Below are 17950 nucleotides of genomic sequence, written 5' to 3' on the forward strand. Positions count from 1 at the left end.
TGACGTCCGGAAGGTGAACTATGCCCCTCGGGGCAACGTAACAGCAGGTCCGAGCGTCCCTACCCCGTGACAGGTTTTCCGTCCTTACCCGACATGGGGGATTCATGACCGCACGCCGCTTGTCCCGCCCATCACCGCGCCTGCTCACGATGGGCGTCGCCGCTGTACTGGCACTGGGCCTGCTCGGCGAAGGGGGCGCGACCGACACCGCGGCCGCGGCCGCCGGGACAACAACACCGACTGCCGCCGAACCCTCGGCGCAGCGCGGCCTCCGCTTCGCCCCGGCGTCGAGCACCGTCGAGGGCTACACCTACGACGGCTACGTGTACCTCGACTCGGCCGTCTGGATGGCCGCCTACGGCGAAGGCTACGAGTTCTTGACCAAGCGCGCCAAGGCCTCTGACCCGGTCACGCTCACCAAGACGGTGATCCGCGGCGACAAGCGCACCACCACGAAGGCCCCGGCCGCGATCGTCGACGGGCTCGACGGCTTCAAGAACGGGCTCACGGTCCAGGTGGTCGACGCCAACGGCAACGTGCTGCTCAAGAAGTCCCGCAGCCTGTGCCTGGGCGGGGCGGAGCGCCAGCGCGTCGAGCCCACCGGCAACACGGAGCCGATCTACCCCGGGTTCTGCGGCGGCAACTGGTTCACGAAGTCCACGGTGTTCGGGATCGAGCAGGGCTGGGCGGCCAAGCTGGACACCTACTTCGAGGTGAAGACCACGCGCAGGAACCTCAGGATGACCGTGACCATCAGCGATCCCGTCGCGAACTTCCTCGGCCTCCCCGCCGACGGTCGCTCGGTGTCGCAGCGCGTCAAGGTGGTCGACGAATGCCAGCTCGTGGACTGCGGAGAGGTCGGCGAAGCGCTGCTGGGCACGCCCGACGAGGGCTTCAGCACCCTGGCGGAGGGCGAACCGACCCCCCAGGAGAAGCACGTGCGCACCCTGTCCGGCGGCTCGCACGCGGTCCACGGTGACAGCACCGAGTCCACGCACCGCACCAACCTCTTCACCATCGACGGCGAGAGCCAGGCGCACGGCGGCGACCACCCGGCGCTCGGCCAGCCGGGTTCGACCCCCTCGAACGACAAGCCGGCCAAGGACACGCTCCCCGACCTCGTGTCGGTGCCCGCGTGGCAGATCGGGAGCGAGCGGGACGGCGGCGTCGACCGCCTCACCTTCAACGCCCACGAGTGGAACGCCGGACCGGCTCCCCTGGTCGTCGAGGGCTACCGCCGCGGCGCCGGCGAGGTCATGGACGCCTACCAGTTCTTCTACCGGGACGGCAAGGAGGTCGGCAGCACCAGGACCGGGACCATGAAGTACCACGACGCTCCCGAGCACGACCACTGGCACTTCCTGGACTTCGCGAGCTACGAGCTCGTCAAGCCCGACGGCTCCCTGGTGACGACGAGCGGCAAGCAGTCGTGGTGCCTGGTGCCGACGGACCCCGTCGACCTCTCGGTGCCGGGTGCCGCCTGGCGTCCGGAGGCCACCGGCCTCGACAGCGCGTGCGGCGACAGGTCCGCCCTGTGGCTGCGCGAGGTGCTGCCCGCCGGCTGGGGCGACACCTACAGCCAGTACCAGACCCAGGCGTTCAACCTGACGGGCGTCCCCAACGGGACCTACAAGATCAAGATCACGGTGAACCCGAACGGCAACCTGCACGAGCGGACGACGGCAAACAACGTCAGCTACCGGACCGTCGTCCTCGGCGGTCGGCCGGGCGCTCGCACGGTCAAGGTCCCGCCGTACCAGGGCGTCGACACCGAGGTCCCGGTCACCGAGGAGTAACCCGTTGCTGTCGGCCGGCGGTGCGTAGGCTGCGCCCCATGACCGCCAGCACCACGACGTCGGGCATCCCGTCCGGGAGCCGCATCACCTGCACCCTCTCGGACGGGATCGCCGACGTCCGCCTCGACCGGCCCGACAAGCTCAACGCGCTGTCCCTCGACATGCTCCGCGAGCTCAAGGCCACCGCGCGCCGGCTCCGCCGCGAGCCCGGGCTGCGCGCGGTGGTCGTCTCGGGCAACGGCAGGTCGTTCTGCGCGGGGCTCGACCTCGGCGCGGCGGCCCGCAACCCGGCCGCCGTGGCCAGGGCGTTCGTGCCGACCCCGCGCGGCACCAACCTGTTCCAGGAGGCCTGCTGGACGTGGCGACGCCTGCCGGTCCCCGTGATCGCCGCCGTGCACGGGCACGTGCTCGGCGCGGGCGTGCAGATCGCGCTCGCCGCCGACCTGCGCCTCACGACCCCCGATGCCCGCTGGTCCGTCAAGGAGGTCGAGCGCGGCCTGGTCCCCGACATGTCCGGGATCCGCGCGCTGACGCAGCTCGTGGGCATCGAGACGGCAAAACGCCTCACCTTCACGGCCGAGGAGTTCACCGGGGCCGACGCCGGCCGGCTGGGCCTGGCCGGGACCGTCACCGACACGCCGCTGGACGAGGCGTTCGCGCTGGCGCGGCAGATCTCCGAACGCCGGCCCGAGGCCGTTGCGGCGGCGAAGCGGCTGTTCGACCGGCGCTGGTCGTCGGGCGACCGGCGCACGTTCGCGGCCGAGCGCCGCGAGCAGCTGAGGCTCCTCCCGGGCGCCATGCGAACCCTGAAGCGCTGACCCCCTCGTTGTGGGCGCGATCGTTGCGCCTAGAACGGGCGTCTCATCGCAACGATCGCGCCCACAACAAGATCAGCCGCGGTAGGCGCGTTGGAGACGGACCGGGGCCAGCGGGCCGATGCCCGGGACGTCACGCTCCGGCTGCGCGGTGAGCGCGAAGCGCGAGCTCGTCGCGAGCATCGCCGCGGTGTCCTTGTCGACCAGGACGGTCGAGGGGTCGGACTGCTCGGTGAGGCGCGAGGCGAGGTTGACGGTCGGGCCGAAGATGTCGCCGAACCGGGACAGCACCCGTCCCCAGACGAGCCCGACGCGCACCGGGATCTCGGGGTCGCCCGGGGCGGCGGTGCCGAGCGCCACACCAGAGGTCTCGGCAAGGCCGAGGGCCACCTCGGCGCCGGTGGACACGTCGTCGGTCACGAAGAGGACCGCGTCGCCGATCGTCTTCACGACCCGCCCGCCCGCGTTGACGATGACGTCGCGCGCGCCGGCCTCGAACCGCTGCACGAACTCCGCCAGCTCCTCCGAGCCGAGGCCCGCGGTGCGCTTCGTGAACGACACGATGTCCGCGAACCCGACCGCCCGCAGCAGGGGCAGCTGGTGGGTGTCGCCGCGGTCGTCCGAGTGCGCGCCCGCGAACTCGATGGCCATGCGTCCGGTGAGCGCCGCGAGCTGACGCCGCCACGCGTGCTCGAGCTGCCCCTGCAGCATCTCCGTCATCTCCGGGAGCCGGTCCAGGGCGAGCAGGCGGGCGGAGGTCTCGTCCAGCTCGTACCGCCGCGCGAGATGCTCCACGAGCGCCTCGACCTGCCACAACGCCAGCCGGTCAGCCGTGTGGCCGACGGACCGGATGAACGTCATCTGGGCGCGCTCGTCCATCTGCTCGGCCTCGAACAGCCCGGCCGCGTCCTTGAGCGCCTCGACGTCGGCGTCGGTGAACCAGGTCTCGGTCGGGTGCGTGACGGGCAGGCCGATCCAGCGCCAGTAGCGGGTCACGAACTGCTTGTCGAGCCCGGTGAGCTCCAGCACCTGCGACAGCGTGTACCGACGTGCGCCACCCAGCAGCGTCTCGTCGAGCCGGGCCGCGGTGTCGGCGCCCGGCGCGTCGTGGTGGTTCTGGGAGGTCTCGGAATTGTGGAGCACGTCACCACTGTAGGCGGGCGCACCCTGTGCAACCGCAGGTATCCGCTGGTCGGGCCAGCGCTTGGTCAGCCCCAGAACGTCAGCACCAGGGGAATCCCCATGAGCACCAGCAGCATCCCGACCACGGTGACGACGTTCCACAGGTCCAGCCGCACGCCCCGCACGCCGTCGTCGCGGTAGAGCAGGACCCAGACCACCAGCAGCCAGGCGATCCCGGCGGCGATCAGGCCGGCCGCGGGCGTCCCGTCGGTCTGCACGATGCCCCGGTCCAGCCGGACCGTGCTGATCAGGTAGACCGCGACCACCGCCGCGGCACACACGATTCCCTTGGCCACCCCGACCGTGGCTCGACCTGCCTCCATGGCGTCTCCCCTGCTCACGGGCCCCCGCACTTACCTATCGTCGCCTGCGGCGGAGATTACCGCAGGTCAGGCGTATCGCGGCAGGGGCTGCCGCCGAGTTCACCCCGGGCGGCGCACGAGTTCACCCGGGCCCGGCGCACGCCGGCGCTCGGCCTCGGCGGCGGGTGTTATCGCAGGTGCCAGACGTCGCCGGCGGTCACCGCGCGCTCCTCGCCCGAGTCCGTGCGCACCACCAGCGCCCCCGACGGGTCCAGCCCCACGGCCTCACCTTCGAGCGCGCCGGCCCGCCCGGCGAGCTCCGCCCGCACGCGGGTCCCGAGCGTCGCGGACACCGCTGTGTACTCGTCCAGCAGGCCGGCGGCGACGGCGTCGCCCCCGAAGCTCTCCCACCGCCGGACGACGGCGTGCACCTCGCCCAGCAGCCGCACCAGCACGTCGGTCCGGTCGGGTCGGGGATGTCCAGCGAGCGCCAGCGACGTCGCCGTCGGCACGGGCAGCTCGTCCGCGGTCTGCGACACGTTGAGCCCGATCCCGAGCACGACGGCGGGCGCCCCGTTGCCTGCACCCGGCGCCTCGGGCACGACCTCCGCGAGGATCCCGGCGACCTTGCGGTACAGGCCCAGCCCGGCGACGGTGTCGACGGCGGGCAGCAGCACGTCGTTCGGCCACTTCAGCGCGGCGGTGACGCCGCCGTCCGACACCGTGCGCACGACGGCGAGCCCCGCCAGCAGCGGGAGCCAGCCCAGCGACCCGGCCGGGACCTGGGGCCGCAGCAGGACGGACACGGTGAGCCCGGCGCGCGGCGGCGTCTGCCAGGAGCGCCCGGCTCGCCCCCGGCCGGCGGTCTGGTGCTCGGCGATCAGGGCCGACGGCGCCGGCCAGGCGGCCGGGTCGGACCGGACCGCCTCGGCGAGCTCGGCGTTGGTGGACGTCGCGGTCTGGACCACCTCGACCCGGCCAAAACCGGGGACGGCCAGCTTGTCCAGGAGCAGGGACTGGTGCACATCCTCATCCTCGCCCCTCACCCCCTGGTCTGTCTTGGAGGAAACCCACAACGCAGCTGTGCGACCCGCTGGACGCTCTCGCATCGAGCCTGAGGCATCCGACAACTACGCTCGAACTGTGAACGACGCCATCACCACCCTTTCCGGCACGCGCGCCAAGCTCGACGACCTCGACGCCCGCCGGGCCGCCGCCATCGACGGCCCGGAGGAGACGGCTCAGGAGAAGCAGCACAAGCGCGGCAAGAAGACCGCACGCGAACGCATCGACGCGCTCCTGGACGAGGGCAGCTTCACCGAGCTGGACGCGCTGGCCAAGCACCGCAGCCGCAACTTCGGCCTGGAGAAGAAGCGGATAGCGGGCGACGGTGTGGTCACCGGGTACGGCACCATCGACGGCCGCCAGGTGTGCATCTACTCCCAGGACTTCACGGTGTTCGGCGGCAGCCTCGGTGAGGTGCACGGCCAGAAGATCACCAAGGTGCAGGACCTCGCGCTGCGCACGGGCGTGCCGCTCATCGGCATCAGCGACGGCGGCGGCGCGCGCATCCAGGAGGGTGTCGCGGCCCTCACGCAGTTCGCGGAGATGTTCCGGCGCAACGTCGCGGCGTCGGGCGTGATCCCGCAGATCTCCCTGATCCTCGGCCCGAGCGCAGGCGGTGCGGTGTACTCCCCCGCCCTGACCGACTTCATCGTCATGGCCGACCAGACGTCCAACATGTTCATCACCGGCCCGGACGTGATCCGCACCGTGACGGGCGAGGACGTCGACTTCGAGACCCTGGGCGGCGCCCGGACGCACAACTCGAAGTCGGGCGTCGCGCACTACATGGGCAGCGACGAGGACGACGCGCTCGACTACGTGCGGCACCTGGTGAGCTACCTGCCGCAGAACAACCTCTCCGACCCGCCCGCGTTCCCGCCGGAGGACGAGACGGCGCTGGAAGTCACGGCGGAGGACGAGGCCCTCGACGCGCTGATCCCCGACAGCGACAACCAGCCCTACGACATGCGCGAGGCCATCGAGGCGGTCCTGGACCCGGAGTCGTTCCTCGAGGTCCAGCCGATGTTCGCGACCAACGTGCTGGTCGGGTTCGGCCACGTGGAGGGCCTGTCGGTCGGCATCGTCGCGAACCAGCCGCAGTCCATGGCGGGCACTCTCGACATCGACGCCGCCGAGAAGGCGGCGCGGTTCGTGCGCACGTGCGACGCGTTCAACATCCCCGTGCTGACGTTCGTGGACGTGCCGGGCTTCCTCCCCGGCGTCGGGCAGGAGCACCAGGGCATCATCCGGCGTGGCGCCAAGCTCATCTACGCGTACGCCGAGGCCACTGTGCCGCTGGTCACGATCATCACCCGCAAGGCCTACGGCGGCGCCTACATCGTCATGGGCTCCAAGCAGCTCGGCGCCGACGTGAACCTGGCCTGGCCGACCGCCCAGATCGCGGTCATGGGCGCGAGCGGCGCAGTGAACATCCTGCAGCGCGGCGCGCTGCGCACGGTCCAGGAGGCGGGCGGGGACGTCGACGCCGAGCGGGCCCGGCTGACCGCCGAGTACGAGGACGCCATCGTCAACCCGTGGGACGCCGCCGAGCGCGGCTACGTCGACGCGGTGATCCGCCCGTCCGAGACACGCGTGCAAGTGGTGCGTGCGCTTCGCGCGCTGCGCACCAAGCGATCTACGCTTCCTCCGAAGAAGCACGGCAACATCCCGCTCTGACCGGCGGGAGGACCCGAGCAGTCAGATCAGATCGGGATGAGGAATCAGATGAGCCACGAGGACGCCACCCACGGCCCGGCGCCGATGGGCCGCGTCGACACGGAGCCGATGCACCGCGCGGTCGACGCACTGGCGGCTGCGCTGCACGACTACGTGGGGACGGCCGTGGGCGTACGCGCCGAGTTCGGCGCGGCGGAAGCGGACGAGGACCCGCGAGTGCTGGCCCTCGAGTCGAAGGTGGGGCACCTGAACGCCACCCTGTTCGACGCGCTGCACAACGCGCTGGGCATGCACCCCGACCTCACCTCGTCGGTGTGGGAGCCGGAGCACGAGGGCGAGGCCGAGGAGATCCTCGAGTCCGACACGCCGGAGGACGGCGAGTCGTTCTACCTGGGCTTCGTCGTCGGCGCGCGGGGCGGCGACGCGTCCCTGGACGGTGTGATCGACCTGCTCGACGCCGCCGGCGAGTCCGTGGCGACGCAGCTCTCCGAGGGCGGTTACGACATCGCCGAGTGGGCGGCCTCACGGGGCGAGGCGCCCGGCTTCGGCTTCTACGAGGAGGACGACGAGTGAGCTCCCAGGTGCGCGTCGTGCGCGGCGAGCCCGACGACGTCGAGGTGGCTGCCCTGGTGGCGGGCCTCGCCGCGGTCGCGGCGACCAGCCAGGAGCCCGAGGACGCCGCCCCGCTCGACGAGTGGATCAACCACTCCCGCGTGCTGCGCGGGAACGGGGCCGCGACGGCCAAGAACTTCGGCGGACGCTCCGGTCGGCACAACGCCGACGCGTGGCGCTGGAGCCTGCGCTCATGACGAAGGCTCCCCGCCCTGGGGACACCGACGTCGTCCTGTTCGTCCGCTCGCTCGGCCACCGCATCGCGGGCGGCACACGCGCCGTCCTGGCCCGGGCCAACCTCTACGCCGACAGCGGGTACCGCACCACCCTCGTGGTGACCGGCCTCCTGGACGACGACGGTGCGTGGGTCCGCGCGCAGGGCCTCCTGCACCCGGACGTCCGCCTGCTGGTCCTGTGGCGCGACGGGCCCGACGCCGTCGACCGGGCACGTGCCCGCGAGGTGGAACCCGTCGAGGTGCCCCGGGTCGCGGACGGACCCGGCGTGCAGCGCCGCCGTCGGACCGTGGACGACGCCGTGCAGGTGCGCACCCTGGTGGACGGCACGCTGCGGACGATCGAGCTGCTGGACAAGGACACCAAGGTCACCCGCCAGCTCGTCGTCCTGCGTGAGGACGGCTCGCGTGAGTCGCTGTGGGCGTTCGCGCACGGCACGCTCGTCGCCATCGACCACCTCGCGCCGGGGGGCGGCGGGCGGCGGCGCGAGTTCGTCGTCGACGGGCGCGCGGTCTGGCTCGAGGCCGAGGTCACCGGGCACGTCGGCGCAGGCGAAGCCCGCCTGCGCCTGCGGGAGGACCCGGTCGGGGACTACGCGGGCGCGATCGCCCGCTGGCTCGACACCACGTTCGCGTCGGCACGGCACCTCGTCGTCTTCGCCGACGGCGAGAACGTGTGGCAGCGCAGCCTGCGCCTCATGCGCCACCCGCGCATGCGGGGCGTCTCCGTGCTGCACAACTCGCACTTCGGCGAGCCCTACGACTCGACGGCGCCCACCAAGCCGCACTGGCAGGAGTTCTTCGCGGACACGACGAACGTCGACGCGATGGTCTGCCTCACCGAGCGGCAGCGTACGGACCTCCTGGCGCGGTACCCGGGGCTGCCGCTGCACGTGCTGCGGCACGCCGCCCCGCGCCCGAAGGTCCGCGGCGTACGGCGCGACCAGGACTCCGTGGTGTTCGTGGGCCGGCTCGCACCGCAGAAGCAGCTCGACCACCTGCTGCGGGCGTTCGCGCTGGTGCACGAGCGCGTCCCGCGTGCGCACCTCGACGTGTACGGGCACGGCGCGGAGGAGGACTCCCTGAAGAAGCTCGCCACCGAGCTCGGCCTGGAGCTCGGCGACGACGTCCGCTTCCACGGGGCGACGTCGCAGGCGCTGCACGCGTTCGCCGGCGCCCGGGTCGCGGCCATGTCGTCCCTCCACGAGGGGCTGCCGCTCACCCTCACCGAGGCCATGTCGGTTGGCACGCCCTTCGTGGCGTACGACTGCAACTACGGCCCGGCCGAGGTGATCCGGGACGGCGAGAACGGGTTCCTGGTGCCGCGCGACGACGTCGAAGCCCTCGCCGCCCGGCTGGTTCAGGTGCTCGAGGACAACCGGCTCGCCCGGCGGCTCAGCCGCGGCGCGAGGCGGGTCACCAGCAGCTTCTCGCCGCGCCGGTACAGGGACGCCTGGCGGGACCTGCTCGACGACGTCGCCGGTCGCGACTCGAGCAGCTCGCACACCATCGCGAGGAGCTGACCCCGGTCGATCCGGAGGTTCTCCAGGTGGGGGCGGACGTCGTTGCGGCCGCGGCGTTCGCCCTCACCGACGGGCTCACCGAGGATGGTCGACGGTACGGGCCGGCCCTCCGACTCGCGTGCCCCTGGCCGGAGCTCGGGGGGCAGGTCGCCGAGGGACCTCGGCGCGTACACCACACCGGGGGCGTCGCTGAACCAGCCCACCTTGTGCTGGCTCGTCCCGTTGGGCGCGATGTACACGTCCGTGGCCTCGGCCCACAGAACGGCCTCCCGCAGGGTGCTTCCCACCAGGTCGATGACCTGGTCACCGCGCCGGACGTTGCCCTTGATGGCCCGGGCCACCGCGTGCAGCTCGTCGATGCTGCCCTGCCACTGCTCCGAGACGAGGTCGTTGCCCATCGGGTACGAGTAGCCGTCCAGCACGACCAGCGCCCGCGGGTAGCGCAGGTGCAACGCGTCGATGAACCGGGCTGCCTCCTGCTCCTGGTCCGCCCAGGCGCGGCTGCGCACGCGCAGCCCGATCCAGATCACCGGCCCCGGCAGTAGCCCCCCTCCGGCCGACGGCGGCTGGGGGAACCCTGGTGTCGGCTCCTCCCGTGCAACCCGCTCACGGATCCGGTCCACAAGCGACCTGCGAATGAAGTACCCGCCGACCGCGACCACCAGGTACTCGCGCGAGAAGGGGTACGGATCGCGCACCCCGTTACGCGGCTCGTCGACGATCCGCGCGCCCGAGAACTCCGGGAAGAGCTCCTGGAACGAGCCGAAGAACCCGGTCCCGGCCGTGCGCACCTCGGCGACGTTCCCGGCCACACCGTGGTCGATCAGCCGCTCGACGCCCGGGTGGAAGTTCCAGATGTGGTGGGCGAAGTTCTCCGGGATGGTCATCTGCAGCACGACCGTGCGCTCCGCCCGGGGGGTGGGGCGGTTCGCGACGGCCTCGGCATACCGGTCCCGCTGAGTCACCAGGCGCTGGAGCAGGTCCCTGGAGAGGTTGGCGATCCGGTGCGGCGGAAGGATGGGCCGGGCGAACGTCGCGCCCAGGTCCAGCAGGAGCCCGCGCGCCGGGAGGAAGACGTAGGCGGCCCGGTGGCCGGCCCCGAGGCTCAGCAGCATCGCGAGCTCGTCGTCCCCGAAGGAGTAGACGGCCTTGCCGAACGACACCACCGTGTCGAAGGGCGCGCACTCCGAACCGGTCAGGAGGTCGCGCAGCACCAGGGTCCGGTCCCGGACCGCGCGGGTCTGGTGAGCGAGGTGCGGGTCGTCGGCGTCGGCGGCCTGCCGCTGGGCCAGCGTGACGAACTCGCGGTCGTCCGGCTGCGGCACGTCCGGGCTGAGGAACTCCTCACGCCACCACGTGATCGCGTCCGGGTCGAGCGGCACCCCGGCGGCGAGCGCCTCGTCGGGCGTCATCATGCGGGGCAGCGTGGCGAGGAAGTACAGCTCCTTGACGACGTTCGGCAGCGCGGCCACCAGATCGGCGTCCGCCTCGGGGAGCGGCCTGAGCGCGGCGTAGGCCGCCCAGACCCGCGCGCACGCCCGTGCGGCGTCGCCGTCGAGGAAGGCCGCGAGCGCCGCGGCGTGCACCTGGCGCGCCGTGTCGCCCGCCGGCCCGCGGAGCAGCTCGTGCAGCACGACGGGAAGCGGGCCCTCGGCATCCTCCTGGAGCGCGGAGAGCCGTTCGGCGAACGGCACGTCGTCCGCGTCGCGCGCCACCTCGCGCCACTCGCCCAGGGCGGGCGCGGCCTCGGGTTCGTACCGCAGGACCTGCGCGTAGGCGTCGTCCACCTCAGTGATGGACGCGCCGGACGCCGCGAGCGCACGTGCGAGGCGCCTGGCCGTCCGGTGGTCGTTGTTCGTGCCGAGCTCCAGCGCCCGGCGCAGGTGCGGCACCGCCGAGGCGGGCTGCCCCGAACCCTCCAGGGCTCCCGCGCACGCCAGGAGCACGCGCGCGCGGCCGGTGAACCGGGCCGACGCGGCGGCCGCGAGATCGGCCGCGAGCACCGGGTCCCCGGCCTGGCCGACCCGGATGAGCGCCGAGATGACCGCGGGAGCGGCGACCTTCCGCCGCTCGCCCAGAGCCAGGACGAGGTCCCGCACCTCGCGGTGCAGGACCCCGTCCGTGTGCAGCGTGTCGGTCACGCGCTGGTACGTCGCGACGCGACGAACGCGGCACCCCTGTCCCACAGGTCGCGGGACTTGACGTACAGGTCCTGGTTCCAGGGCTTGAGCCAGCCCGCCCAGTGGACGATGCTCGGGTCGGTCACCGTCTCCTGCGTGGGCCAGTTGTTCCAGGCCGGCTCGATCTTGCGGTACCGGGAGCCGGCGTAGCAGTTCAGGATCTCCTGGTCGTTGAGACCGTAGGTCTCCACGTACGCCACGTAGTCGGCGGTGAAGCCCTCCGACCGCATCTGCGCGAGGTCCATGAGCAGGATGCCCGCGTTGAAGCCGTCGAAGTCGTTCGGGTGCCGCTGGTACATCGCGCGGAAGAACTCGTTGGCGACCACGGGCTCCTCCGACAGGCGGCGGCCCTGCTTCAGGATGTTGCCGAGACCGCTGCGCACGCCGTGCCCGACGGACGGACGGGCGGCGAGCGGGGAGCCACCGAGGTCGACGTCGTGCAGCGTCGCGATGTCCTTGACGGTCAGCGCGTCGATGTCGTGGTAGACCACGCGGTCGAGGTTCGGGAGCAGCTCCGGCAGGAGCAGGCGGTCCATCGTGGAGACCGTGATGTGCTTGAGCATGCCGAGCACCGGCCCGTAGTCGATGTCGTCGCACGCGATCCACTCGAAGCTGACCTCGGGGAACAGGCCGGCGAGCCGGTCGTGGTCCTCCGTGGTGTGGTCGCGCGTGAGCGCGACGACGTGGAGCGGACGGTCCGAGTGCTGGACCATACCGCCGATGACGATCTCCATCTCCTGCTTGAGGTTGCCGTCCAGCGCGACCGCCACGTTGACGACCTCACCGGTGCGCGGCGCGGTGGCCGGCGTCAGCACGCGCGACGCACGCGCCGTCCGGCACGCCTCGTCGACGTCGAAGGACGCCGTCAGCTTCGTGGTCGGGGCGGCGAAGCGCTCCTCGGCCAGTGCCACCTCCGGCGCGACGGTCTTGCGCCACTCGGCGTAGACCTCCTCGCGCGACGCGCCCTGGAGCACGAGGGCCATCGCCGGCGCGAGCAGGCGACGGATGCGCTCGCGCATCGCGTTCAGGTCGTTCTCGTCGGCGTCGAGCAGGCCCGCGAACCGCACGTCGGCGCGGTTCTTCGGGGTGAACTGCACGTTCGCACCGATCGACCACGACGGCAGGTAGCAGTGCAGACGCGAGGTGACGACCTGGCCGAACTCCGAGCGGTAGCTCTCCAGGAGCCCCAGCGCCTCGCGGACGTTCGGGCCCATCGACGTCCAGCGGACGTCCTCGTGCATCTGCGTGATCTGGATGGCGTCGTCCGTCGGCGCCGGGGTGTCCACGTAGGCGGTGGGGCCGCCGACCGGGACCGGCGTGGCGGCGTCCGGGAACACCGTGCTGATCGTCGTGGTGAGGCAGCCCGAGAAGAAGGCCGGCACGCCGCGGGCGAGCAGCAGGTAGACCGTGTTCCAGTCGCGGCAGCCGATCGGGCCGTGCGCCTTGAGGTACTCGATCGCCTCGGGCGTGAGCATGTTCGGGCGGTTCACGTGGAACGAGATGAACAGCGGGTTCACGTTCGGGTTGAACGGGAAGTCGTAGGCCAGCCCGAAGATGTCCTGCATGTACCAGCCGAACGCGATCGCCCACGTGTTCTCGGGGACGGCGTCGTAGCTCGACGAGTCGCGGTTGAGGGCCATCAGCTGGACGTCGGCGCCGGGGCCGTCGATCGCGAGCTCGGGGCGCACCCGGCCCTGGAGCTCGGAGACCACCTCGACGAGCTCGTCGTCGCCGTGCAGGCGCAGGTTCGCGTGGCGGACCAGGTGGCCCAGGCTCGCGATGGTCTGCACGTAGTCGCCCACGTTGGACGACGTCGTGCCCTCGTCCGGCTGCTTGTAGTCGATGACGCCGAACGAGACGTGCCCCTGCGGGACGGTCGCGGTCTGCGGCGTGATGGCGCGCGCCGTGAAGTCGGCGAGCAGCTCGATGCGGCGGGCGAGCCTCTCGTCCGCGTCGCCGGCCTCGCGGGCCGCGTCGATCGCGCGGGACGCCGCTGAGTGCTCCTTGACCGCGAAGAAGATCGACGCCATGGCGAACAGGTCCTTGGCGCCGTGCACCAGGCCCTGGTCGATCCACTTGACGCACTCGTCGACCACGCTCAGGTCGCCGACCTGGGCCGCGGTGCGGAGGAACTCGACCGGCGTGTTCCGGGCCACGACGTCGCGCGGCACCTCGGAGAACAGGTCCCAGGCGAGGTCGTACGTGCCGGCGTGCCGCGCGACGAGCGCGCCGCCGAGGGCACCGGCCTGGCGGGTCTCGGGCTGGTCGTGGAGCGAGTGGCACAGCGCGCGGGCGCCCACCAGGACCTCGGAGTTCAGCTTGCGCGTGAACCGGCCGCGGATCAGGTTGACCACGGCGTCCGTCAGCGGGACGCCGGACCGCAGGAGGCGGGCGAGCTCCGCGTCCGCCGCCATGCGCTTGGCAGCGTGGACGTACTCGCGCTTCGCGCGGACCTCCTCCTCCGGCAGGGCGCCGGGCTCGAGCCCGAGGACCACCTCGGTCATCTGCCGGTACGAGCCCTTCAGCCGCGTGACGGCCTTCTCGTTGACCGTCGGCTTGGCCGCCGGCGCCGAGGACGATGCCTTCGCAGGTGCCTGTGCCGGCGCCGGAGCGGAGGGCTTCTTCTTTTGCGGCGCGCTGGTGCCGGCCCAGCGATCAGCCGTCCTGGCGATTTTGCGAAGTGCGCGGCGGCGCAGGCTCCGGCCTCGAACGTTCATGCATTTACCTTTCTCGGGGTCGGCGAGCTGGTGAGCGCTCAAGCCGGTGACGATCGTACCGTCCAGGCCGATCCGGGGGCCTCATGGGGCGCCACGCAGCGGGTTAACTTCTCGTTGCCACCGGCGGTCGCGACGTAGGCTCGGCGCTCATGACCAGCCCTGTGCGCACATCCACGCAGATCGACGGCATCGCCGATGACTACGTCAAGCGTCTCACTGAACTCGTTCCTCTGTCGGCCACAGCCATGGGTCTGCCCGGGCACGACCACGAGATCGGCGACCTGTCGCCCGCCGGACACGACGAGGTGGCCCAGGCCGGACGCGACGTCCTGGCGCAGCTCGCCGGTGCGGAACCCGCGGACGACGTCGACCGGGTGACGCTGTCCGCGATGCGCGAGCGCATCGGGCTCGACCTGGAGCTGCACGACGCCGGCGAGGAACTGCGCAGCCTCAACAACATCGAGTCCCCCGTGCAGCAGCTGCGCGACGTCTTCGACATCATGGCCACCGACTCGGTGGAGGCCTGGGAGAACATCGCCTCCCGCCTGAACGGGCTGCCGGGCGCGGTCGACGGGTACATCGAGTCGCTCACCGTGGCGGCCGCGCAGGGGAACGTCGCGGCGATCCGCCAGGTGCGCGAGTGCGTCGTCCAGGCCCGCGAGCTGGCCGGTCCGGACTCGTTCTTCACGTCGTTCGTCCGCGGCAAGGCGGTCGACGACGTGCTGGACGACTCGGCCGCGTGCAGCCTGGTCCGCAAGGAGCTGGAGCACGGCGCCGCTGCGGGGCAGGCGGCCTACGCGAAGCTCGCCGACTTCCTGGAGCGCGACCTCGCGCCGCAGGCACCCGAGGCCGACGCCGTGGGCCGCGACCGGTACGCCCTGTGGTCCCGGCACTTCCTGGGCGCGAAGGTGGACCTCGACGAGACCTACCAATGGGGCCTGGAGGAGCTCGCCCGCATCGTCGCCGAGCAGGAGTCGGTCGCCGCGCAGATCGCCGGCCCCGGGGCCACCGTCGAGGAGGCCGTGGCGGTGCTCGACGCCGACCCCGCGCGCAGGCTGCTGGGCACCGAGGCCCTCAAGGCCTGGATGCAGGAGACGTCCGACGCCGCGATCACCGCGCTGAACGGCACGCACTTCGACGTCCCCGAGCCCGTGCTCGACCTGGAGTGCATGATCGCGCCGACCCAGTCGGGCGGCATCTACTACACCCCGCCGAGCGACGACTGGTCCCGGCCCGGCCGCATGTGGTGGGCCGTGCCCGAGGGCGTCACGGAGTTCAACACCTGGCGCGAGAAGACGACCGTCTACCACGAGGGCGTCCCGGGCCACCACCTGCAGTGCGGCCAGGCCGTGTTCGCGCGCGAGACGCTGAACAGCTGGCGCCGGCTGGCCTGCTGGGTGTCCGGCCACGGCGAGGGCTGGGCCCTGTACGCGGAGCGGCTCATGGCCGAGCTCGGCTACATGGAGGACCCGGGCGACCGCCTCGGCATGCTCGACGCGCAGCGCCTGCGCGCGGCCCGCGTGGTGTTCGACATCGGCGTGCACCTCGGGCTGCCCGCCCCCGAGCAGTGGGGCGGCGGTACGTGGACCGCCGAGAAGGGCTGGCCGTTCCTGCTGGCCAACGTGAACATGCCCGAGCAGTTCGTGCGGTTCGAGTTCAACCGGTACCTCGGCTGGCCGGGGCAGGCGCCGTCGTACAAGGTGGGGCAGCGTCTCTGGGAGCAGACGCGGGACGCCGCCAAGGCGGCCGTGCCGGCCGGCCAGGAGTTCGACGCCAAGGCCTTCCACGCCCGTGCGCTCAACCTGGGCTCCGTAGGCCTGGACACCCTCCGCGAGGCCCTGGCCTGACCGTCCCGGCAGGGGCGGGGCGTCGACGACGGCGTCCTGCCCCTGCCGCTGCTCCGGCCTGTCCCGGCCTGTCCCGGCCCGTCCCGGCCCATGGGTCGCCGCTGGGTCGCCGTGCCACGGCCGGAGTGACGTGGGTCACGTGACACGGATTTCGCCTTTTCCTGTTTCGCCGACCCGCATTCTCGTTACTGTGGCGCGCGTGCCACGCCTGGTCCTCGCCTCCCAGTCCCCCGCCCGACTCGCGACGCTGAAGTCCGCCGGAGTCACGCCGGAAGTCGTCGTGTCCGGCGTGGACGAGGACAAGGTCCTCGCCGACGCCACGGACCGGTTCGGCGAGCTCGACCCCGCCGACGCCGTCCTCGTCCTGGCCCAGGCCAAGGCCGAGGAGGTGGCGGCACGGCTGGAGGAGTCCTGGGCCGACGCCGAGGCTCCTGCCGACGACTCCCCCGCCGGGGCCGGCTCTCCCGAGACCGAGGCGCCCGCCGACGTGATCGTCGTCGGCTGCGACTCCATGCTGGAGATCGACGGCACCATCGTGGGCAAGCCGGCAGACGCGGCCGCCGCACGCGAGCGCTGGCGCGCCATGCGCGGCGGCAAGGGCGTGCTGCACACGGGCCACTGGGTGGTCGACCTGCGCGACGACGCCGCGGGCGGCACCGGCGGCACCCTCGGCTCGACCAGCTCGACCACGGTCTGGTTCGCCGACATCGACGACGACGAGATCGACGCCTACGTGGCGACCGACGAGCCGCTGCACGTGGCCGGCGCGTTCACCATCGACGGCCTCGGCGGCCCCTACGTCGAGCGCATCGAGGGCGACCACCACGGCGTGGTCGGCATCAGCCTCCCCCTCCTCCGCGAGCTGCTGGGCGACCTGAACATCCCATGGCGCGCCCTCCGCGAGGCGTGACGACCCGCTGACCGGCCGCTGCGCGCCCGGCCGCCGGCGGCCGGCGGCCGGCCGAACGTAGGGATCGTCGGCTGATGAGCGCTCAGAGAGCGACGATCCCTACGTTCAACGGCCCTGGAGTGGGGCGCCAGCCCAGAGCACTCAGGCGGTCGGCCATTTCTGCGCCTACGGTGGGCGCCTCGGTGTCCAGGGCTCTGGCCGCCGGGAACCGGATGACGATCACCCTGCCGGTCGCGACCAGCCGGTTCTGCCGGTGCGAGTCGTCGGCGAGCATGCTCTCCCCGCCGTGGAACGCACGCCCGTCGATCTCGGCCACGACGTACCGGCCGTCCGGCAGGCGCCACACGAAGTCGACACGCGCCAGGAAGGCGCCGTCCAGCGTGAAGGTGACCTGCTGACCGTCCGGCGGCACCCCCGAGTCGATGAACGACAGCCGGGCGAACGACTCGGCGGTCGACCCGTCGAGCACCGCGGCCAGGTCGAGCAGCCGCCACAACCTTGCGGCGCCTCGGCGGCCGCGCAGCAGTCCGCGAACCTCCTGCAGCCCGCTCTGGTCGATGCGCTCGTCCCGCAGGGCACCGCTGAGGACCGCCACCACCTCGCCCCGGGCGAGGTAAGGAAGGGCCTGCGCCAGCGCCGGGACGACGGACGCGATCCGCCGCCCCCGGTACGGCTCGTCGGCGAAGCCGCGGTACCGGCGCAGCACCAGGCCCCCGCTCACCACCGCATGCATCCCCCCTGGCCGCGCGGCCTCGGGTGTCACCTCGGTGACGAGCCCGTCCAGTCCCAGCAACGCGAGCGCGCAGGCGCCGGTGGCGATCCCGTCGGGCACGCCGAGCATCCCGGTCCAGGCGGACCGACGGCGGACGTGGCCGTGGAAGTCGTCCCGCCGGCGCCGCCCCACGGGCTGCGGATCGGTGTCGTAGACGCCGCGGACGACACGGCGCCACCGACCGTGCTCGACCAGCAGCGCCACGGCGTCCTTGTCGAGTCCCGCCGCGTCGCACTGCGCCTTGCTCACCAGGCCTTCCTGCGCAGCGGCAGCCGACAGCAGCGGCTGCGGCAGGGTCCTCCGAGGTCTCATGGCGTCG

General features: G+C 72.2%; 13 protein-coding genes. 8 read left to right on the forward strand and 5 right to left on the reverse strand.

What is annotated here, in order from left to right; translation table 11 throughout:
• The first annotated feature begins 104 nt into the window (after positions 1 to 104).
• Complete coding sequence (locus C8K30_RS04265) at positions 105 to 1796, forward strand: lysyl oxidase family protein (RefSeq protein ID WP_233256959.1); 1692 nt, start codon at positions 105 to 107, stop codon at positions 1794 to 1796.
• A gap of 38 nt (positions 1797 to 1834) precedes the next feature.
• Entirely contained in the window at positions 1835 to 2614 is a 780-nt protein-coding gene (locus C8K30_RS04270; protein ID WP_108491589.1) for a crotonase/enoyl-CoA hydratase family protein, read from the forward strand.
• A gap of 72 nt (positions 2615 to 2686) precedes the next feature.
• Here C8K30_RS04270 and C8K30_RS04275 read toward each other — a convergent pair whose 3' ends face one another.
• From C8K30_RS04275 to C8K30_RS04285, 3 genes are all read right to left on the reverse strand, one after another.
• Positions 2687 to 3754: an adenylate/guanylate cyclase domain-containing protein gene (locus tag C8K30_RS04275; protein ID WP_108491590.1), complete on the reverse strand. Its 1068-nt coding sequence runs from the start codon at positions 3752 to 3754 to the stop codon at positions 2687 to 2689.
• Positions 3755 to 3819: 65 nt separating this feature from the next.
• The gene (locus C8K30_RS04280) at positions 3820 to 4116 is read right to left on the reverse strand and encodes a hypothetical protein (protein WP_108491591.1); all 297 of its coding nucleotides are present in this window, start codon (positions 4114 to 4116) and stop codon (positions 3820 to 3822) included.
• A gap of 167 nt (positions 4117 to 4283) precedes the next feature.
• A complete protein-coding gene (locus tag C8K30_RS04285; protein ID WP_108491592.1) occupies positions 4284 to 5120 on the reverse strand; it encodes a biotin--[acetyl-CoA-carboxylase] ligase in 837 nt (278 codons plus the stop codon).
• A gap of 118 nt (positions 5121 to 5238) precedes the next feature.
• Between C8K30_RS04285 and C8K30_RS04290 the strand changes: the two genes are divergently transcribed.
• From C8K30_RS04290 to C8K30_RS04305, 4 genes are read left to right on the forward strand one after another with little or no spacing between them, the layout of a single operon-like run.
• Complete coding sequence (locus tag C8K30_RS04290; protein WP_108491593.1) at positions 5239 to 6837, forward strand: acyl-CoA carboxylase subunit beta; 1599 nt, start codon at positions 5239 to 5241, stop codon at positions 6835 to 6837.
• Between the two features lie 48 nt (positions 6838 to 6885).
• Positions 6886 to 7410 carry a hypothetical protein gene (locus tag C8K30_RS04295; protein WP_108491594.1) on the forward strand — a complete coding sequence of 175 codons (525 nt, stop codon included), beginning with the start codon at positions 6886 to 6888 and terminating at the stop codon, positions 7408 to 7410.
• Positions 7407 to 7646: an acyl-CoA carboxylase epsilon subunit gene (locus C8K30_RS04300; RefSeq protein WP_108491595.1), complete on the forward strand. Its 240-nt coding sequence runs from the start codon at positions 7407 to 7409 to the stop codon at positions 7644 to 7646. The genes C8K30_RS04295 and C8K30_RS04300 overlap by 4 nt, the downstream gene beginning before the upstream one ends.
• Positions 7643 to 9205 carry a glycosyltransferase gene (locus C8K30_RS04305; RefSeq protein WP_108491596.1) on the forward strand — a complete coding sequence of 521 codons (1563 nt, stop codon included), beginning with the start codon at positions 7643 to 7645 and terminating at the stop codon, positions 9203 to 9205. Before C8K30_RS04300 ends, C8K30_RS04305 begins: the two co-directional genes overlap by 4 nt.
• A gap of 2137 nt (positions 9206 to 11342) precedes the next feature.
• Here C8K30_RS04305 and C8K30_RS04320 read toward each other — a convergent pair.
• Complete coding sequence (locus C8K30_RS04320; protein WP_108491599.1) at positions 11343 to 14102, reverse strand: glycosyltransferase; 2760 nt, start codon at positions 14100 to 14102, stop codon at positions 11343 to 11345.
• A 149-nt stretch (positions 14103 to 14251) separates the two neighbouring features.
• Here C8K30_RS04320 and C8K30_RS04325 point away from each other — a divergent pair, with 149 nt between their 5' ends.
• Both C8K30_RS04325 and C8K30_RS04330 read left to right on the forward strand, forming a co-directional pair.
• The gene (locus C8K30_RS04325; protein ID WP_108491600.1) at positions 14252 to 15949 is read left to right on the forward strand and encodes a DUF885 domain-containing protein; all 1698 of its coding nucleotides are present in this window, start codon (positions 14252 to 14254) and stop codon (positions 15947 to 15949) included.
• Between the two features lie 199 nt (positions 15950 to 16148).
• A complete protein-coding gene (locus C8K30_RS04330) occupies positions 16149 to 16859 on the forward strand; it encodes a nucleoside triphosphate pyrophosphatase (RefSeq protein WP_108491912.1) in 711 nt (236 codons plus the stop codon).
• Between the two features lie 82 nt (positions 16860 to 16941).
• Here the strand turns inward: C8K30_RS04330 and C8K30_RS04335 are convergent, their stop codons facing one another.
• On the reverse strand, positions 16942 to 17943 hold the full coding sequence (locus tag C8K30_RS04335; RefSeq protein WP_146197322.1) for a type IV toxin-antitoxin system AbiEi family antitoxin domain-containing protein: 1002 nt from the start codon (positions 17941 to 17943) through the stop codon (positions 16942 to 16944).
• Positions 17944 to 17950: the final 7 nt, after the last annotated feature.

The organism is Promicromonospora sp. AC04 (assembly GCF_003058225.1).
Classification (GTDB): domain Bacteria; phylum Actinomycetota; class Actinomycetes; order Actinomycetales; family Cellulomonadaceae; genus Promicromonospora.

Excerpts from the sequence above, each read along its gene's own strand:
- C8K30_RS04265 (WP_233256959.1), top strand. The coding sequence starts at position 105 with ATGACCGCACGCCGCTTGTCCCGCCCATCACCGCGCCTGCTCACGATG.
- C8K30_RS04270 (WP_108491589.1), top strand. The coding sequence starts at position 1,835 with ATGACCGCCAGCACCACGACGTCGGGCATCCCGTCCGGGAGCCGCATC.
- C8K30_RS04280 (WP_108491591.1), bottom strand. The coding sequence starts at position 4,116 with ATGGAGGCAGGTCGAGCCACGGTCGGGGTGGCCAAGGGAATCGTGTGT.
- C8K30_RS04295 (WP_108491594.1), top strand. The coding sequence starts at position 6,886 with ATGAGCCACGAGGACGCCACCCACGGCCCGGCGCCGATGGGCCGCGTC.
- C8K30_RS04305 (WP_108491596.1), top strand. The coding sequence starts at position 7,643 with ATGACGAAGGCTCCCCGCCCTGGGGACACCGACGTCGTCCTGTTCGTC.
- C8K30_RS04320 (WP_108491599.1), bottom strand. The coding sequence starts at position 14,102 with ATGAACGTTCGAGGCCGGAGCCTGCGCCGCCGCGCACTTCGCAAAATC.
- C8K30_RS04325 (WP_108491600.1), top strand. The coding sequence starts at position 14,252 with ATGACCAGCCCTGTGCGCACATCCACGCAGATCGACGGCATCGCCGAT.
- C8K30_RS04335 (WP_146197322.1), bottom strand. The coding sequence starts at position 17,943 with ATGAGACCTCGGAGGACCCTGCCGCAGCCGCTGCTGTCGGCTGCCGCT.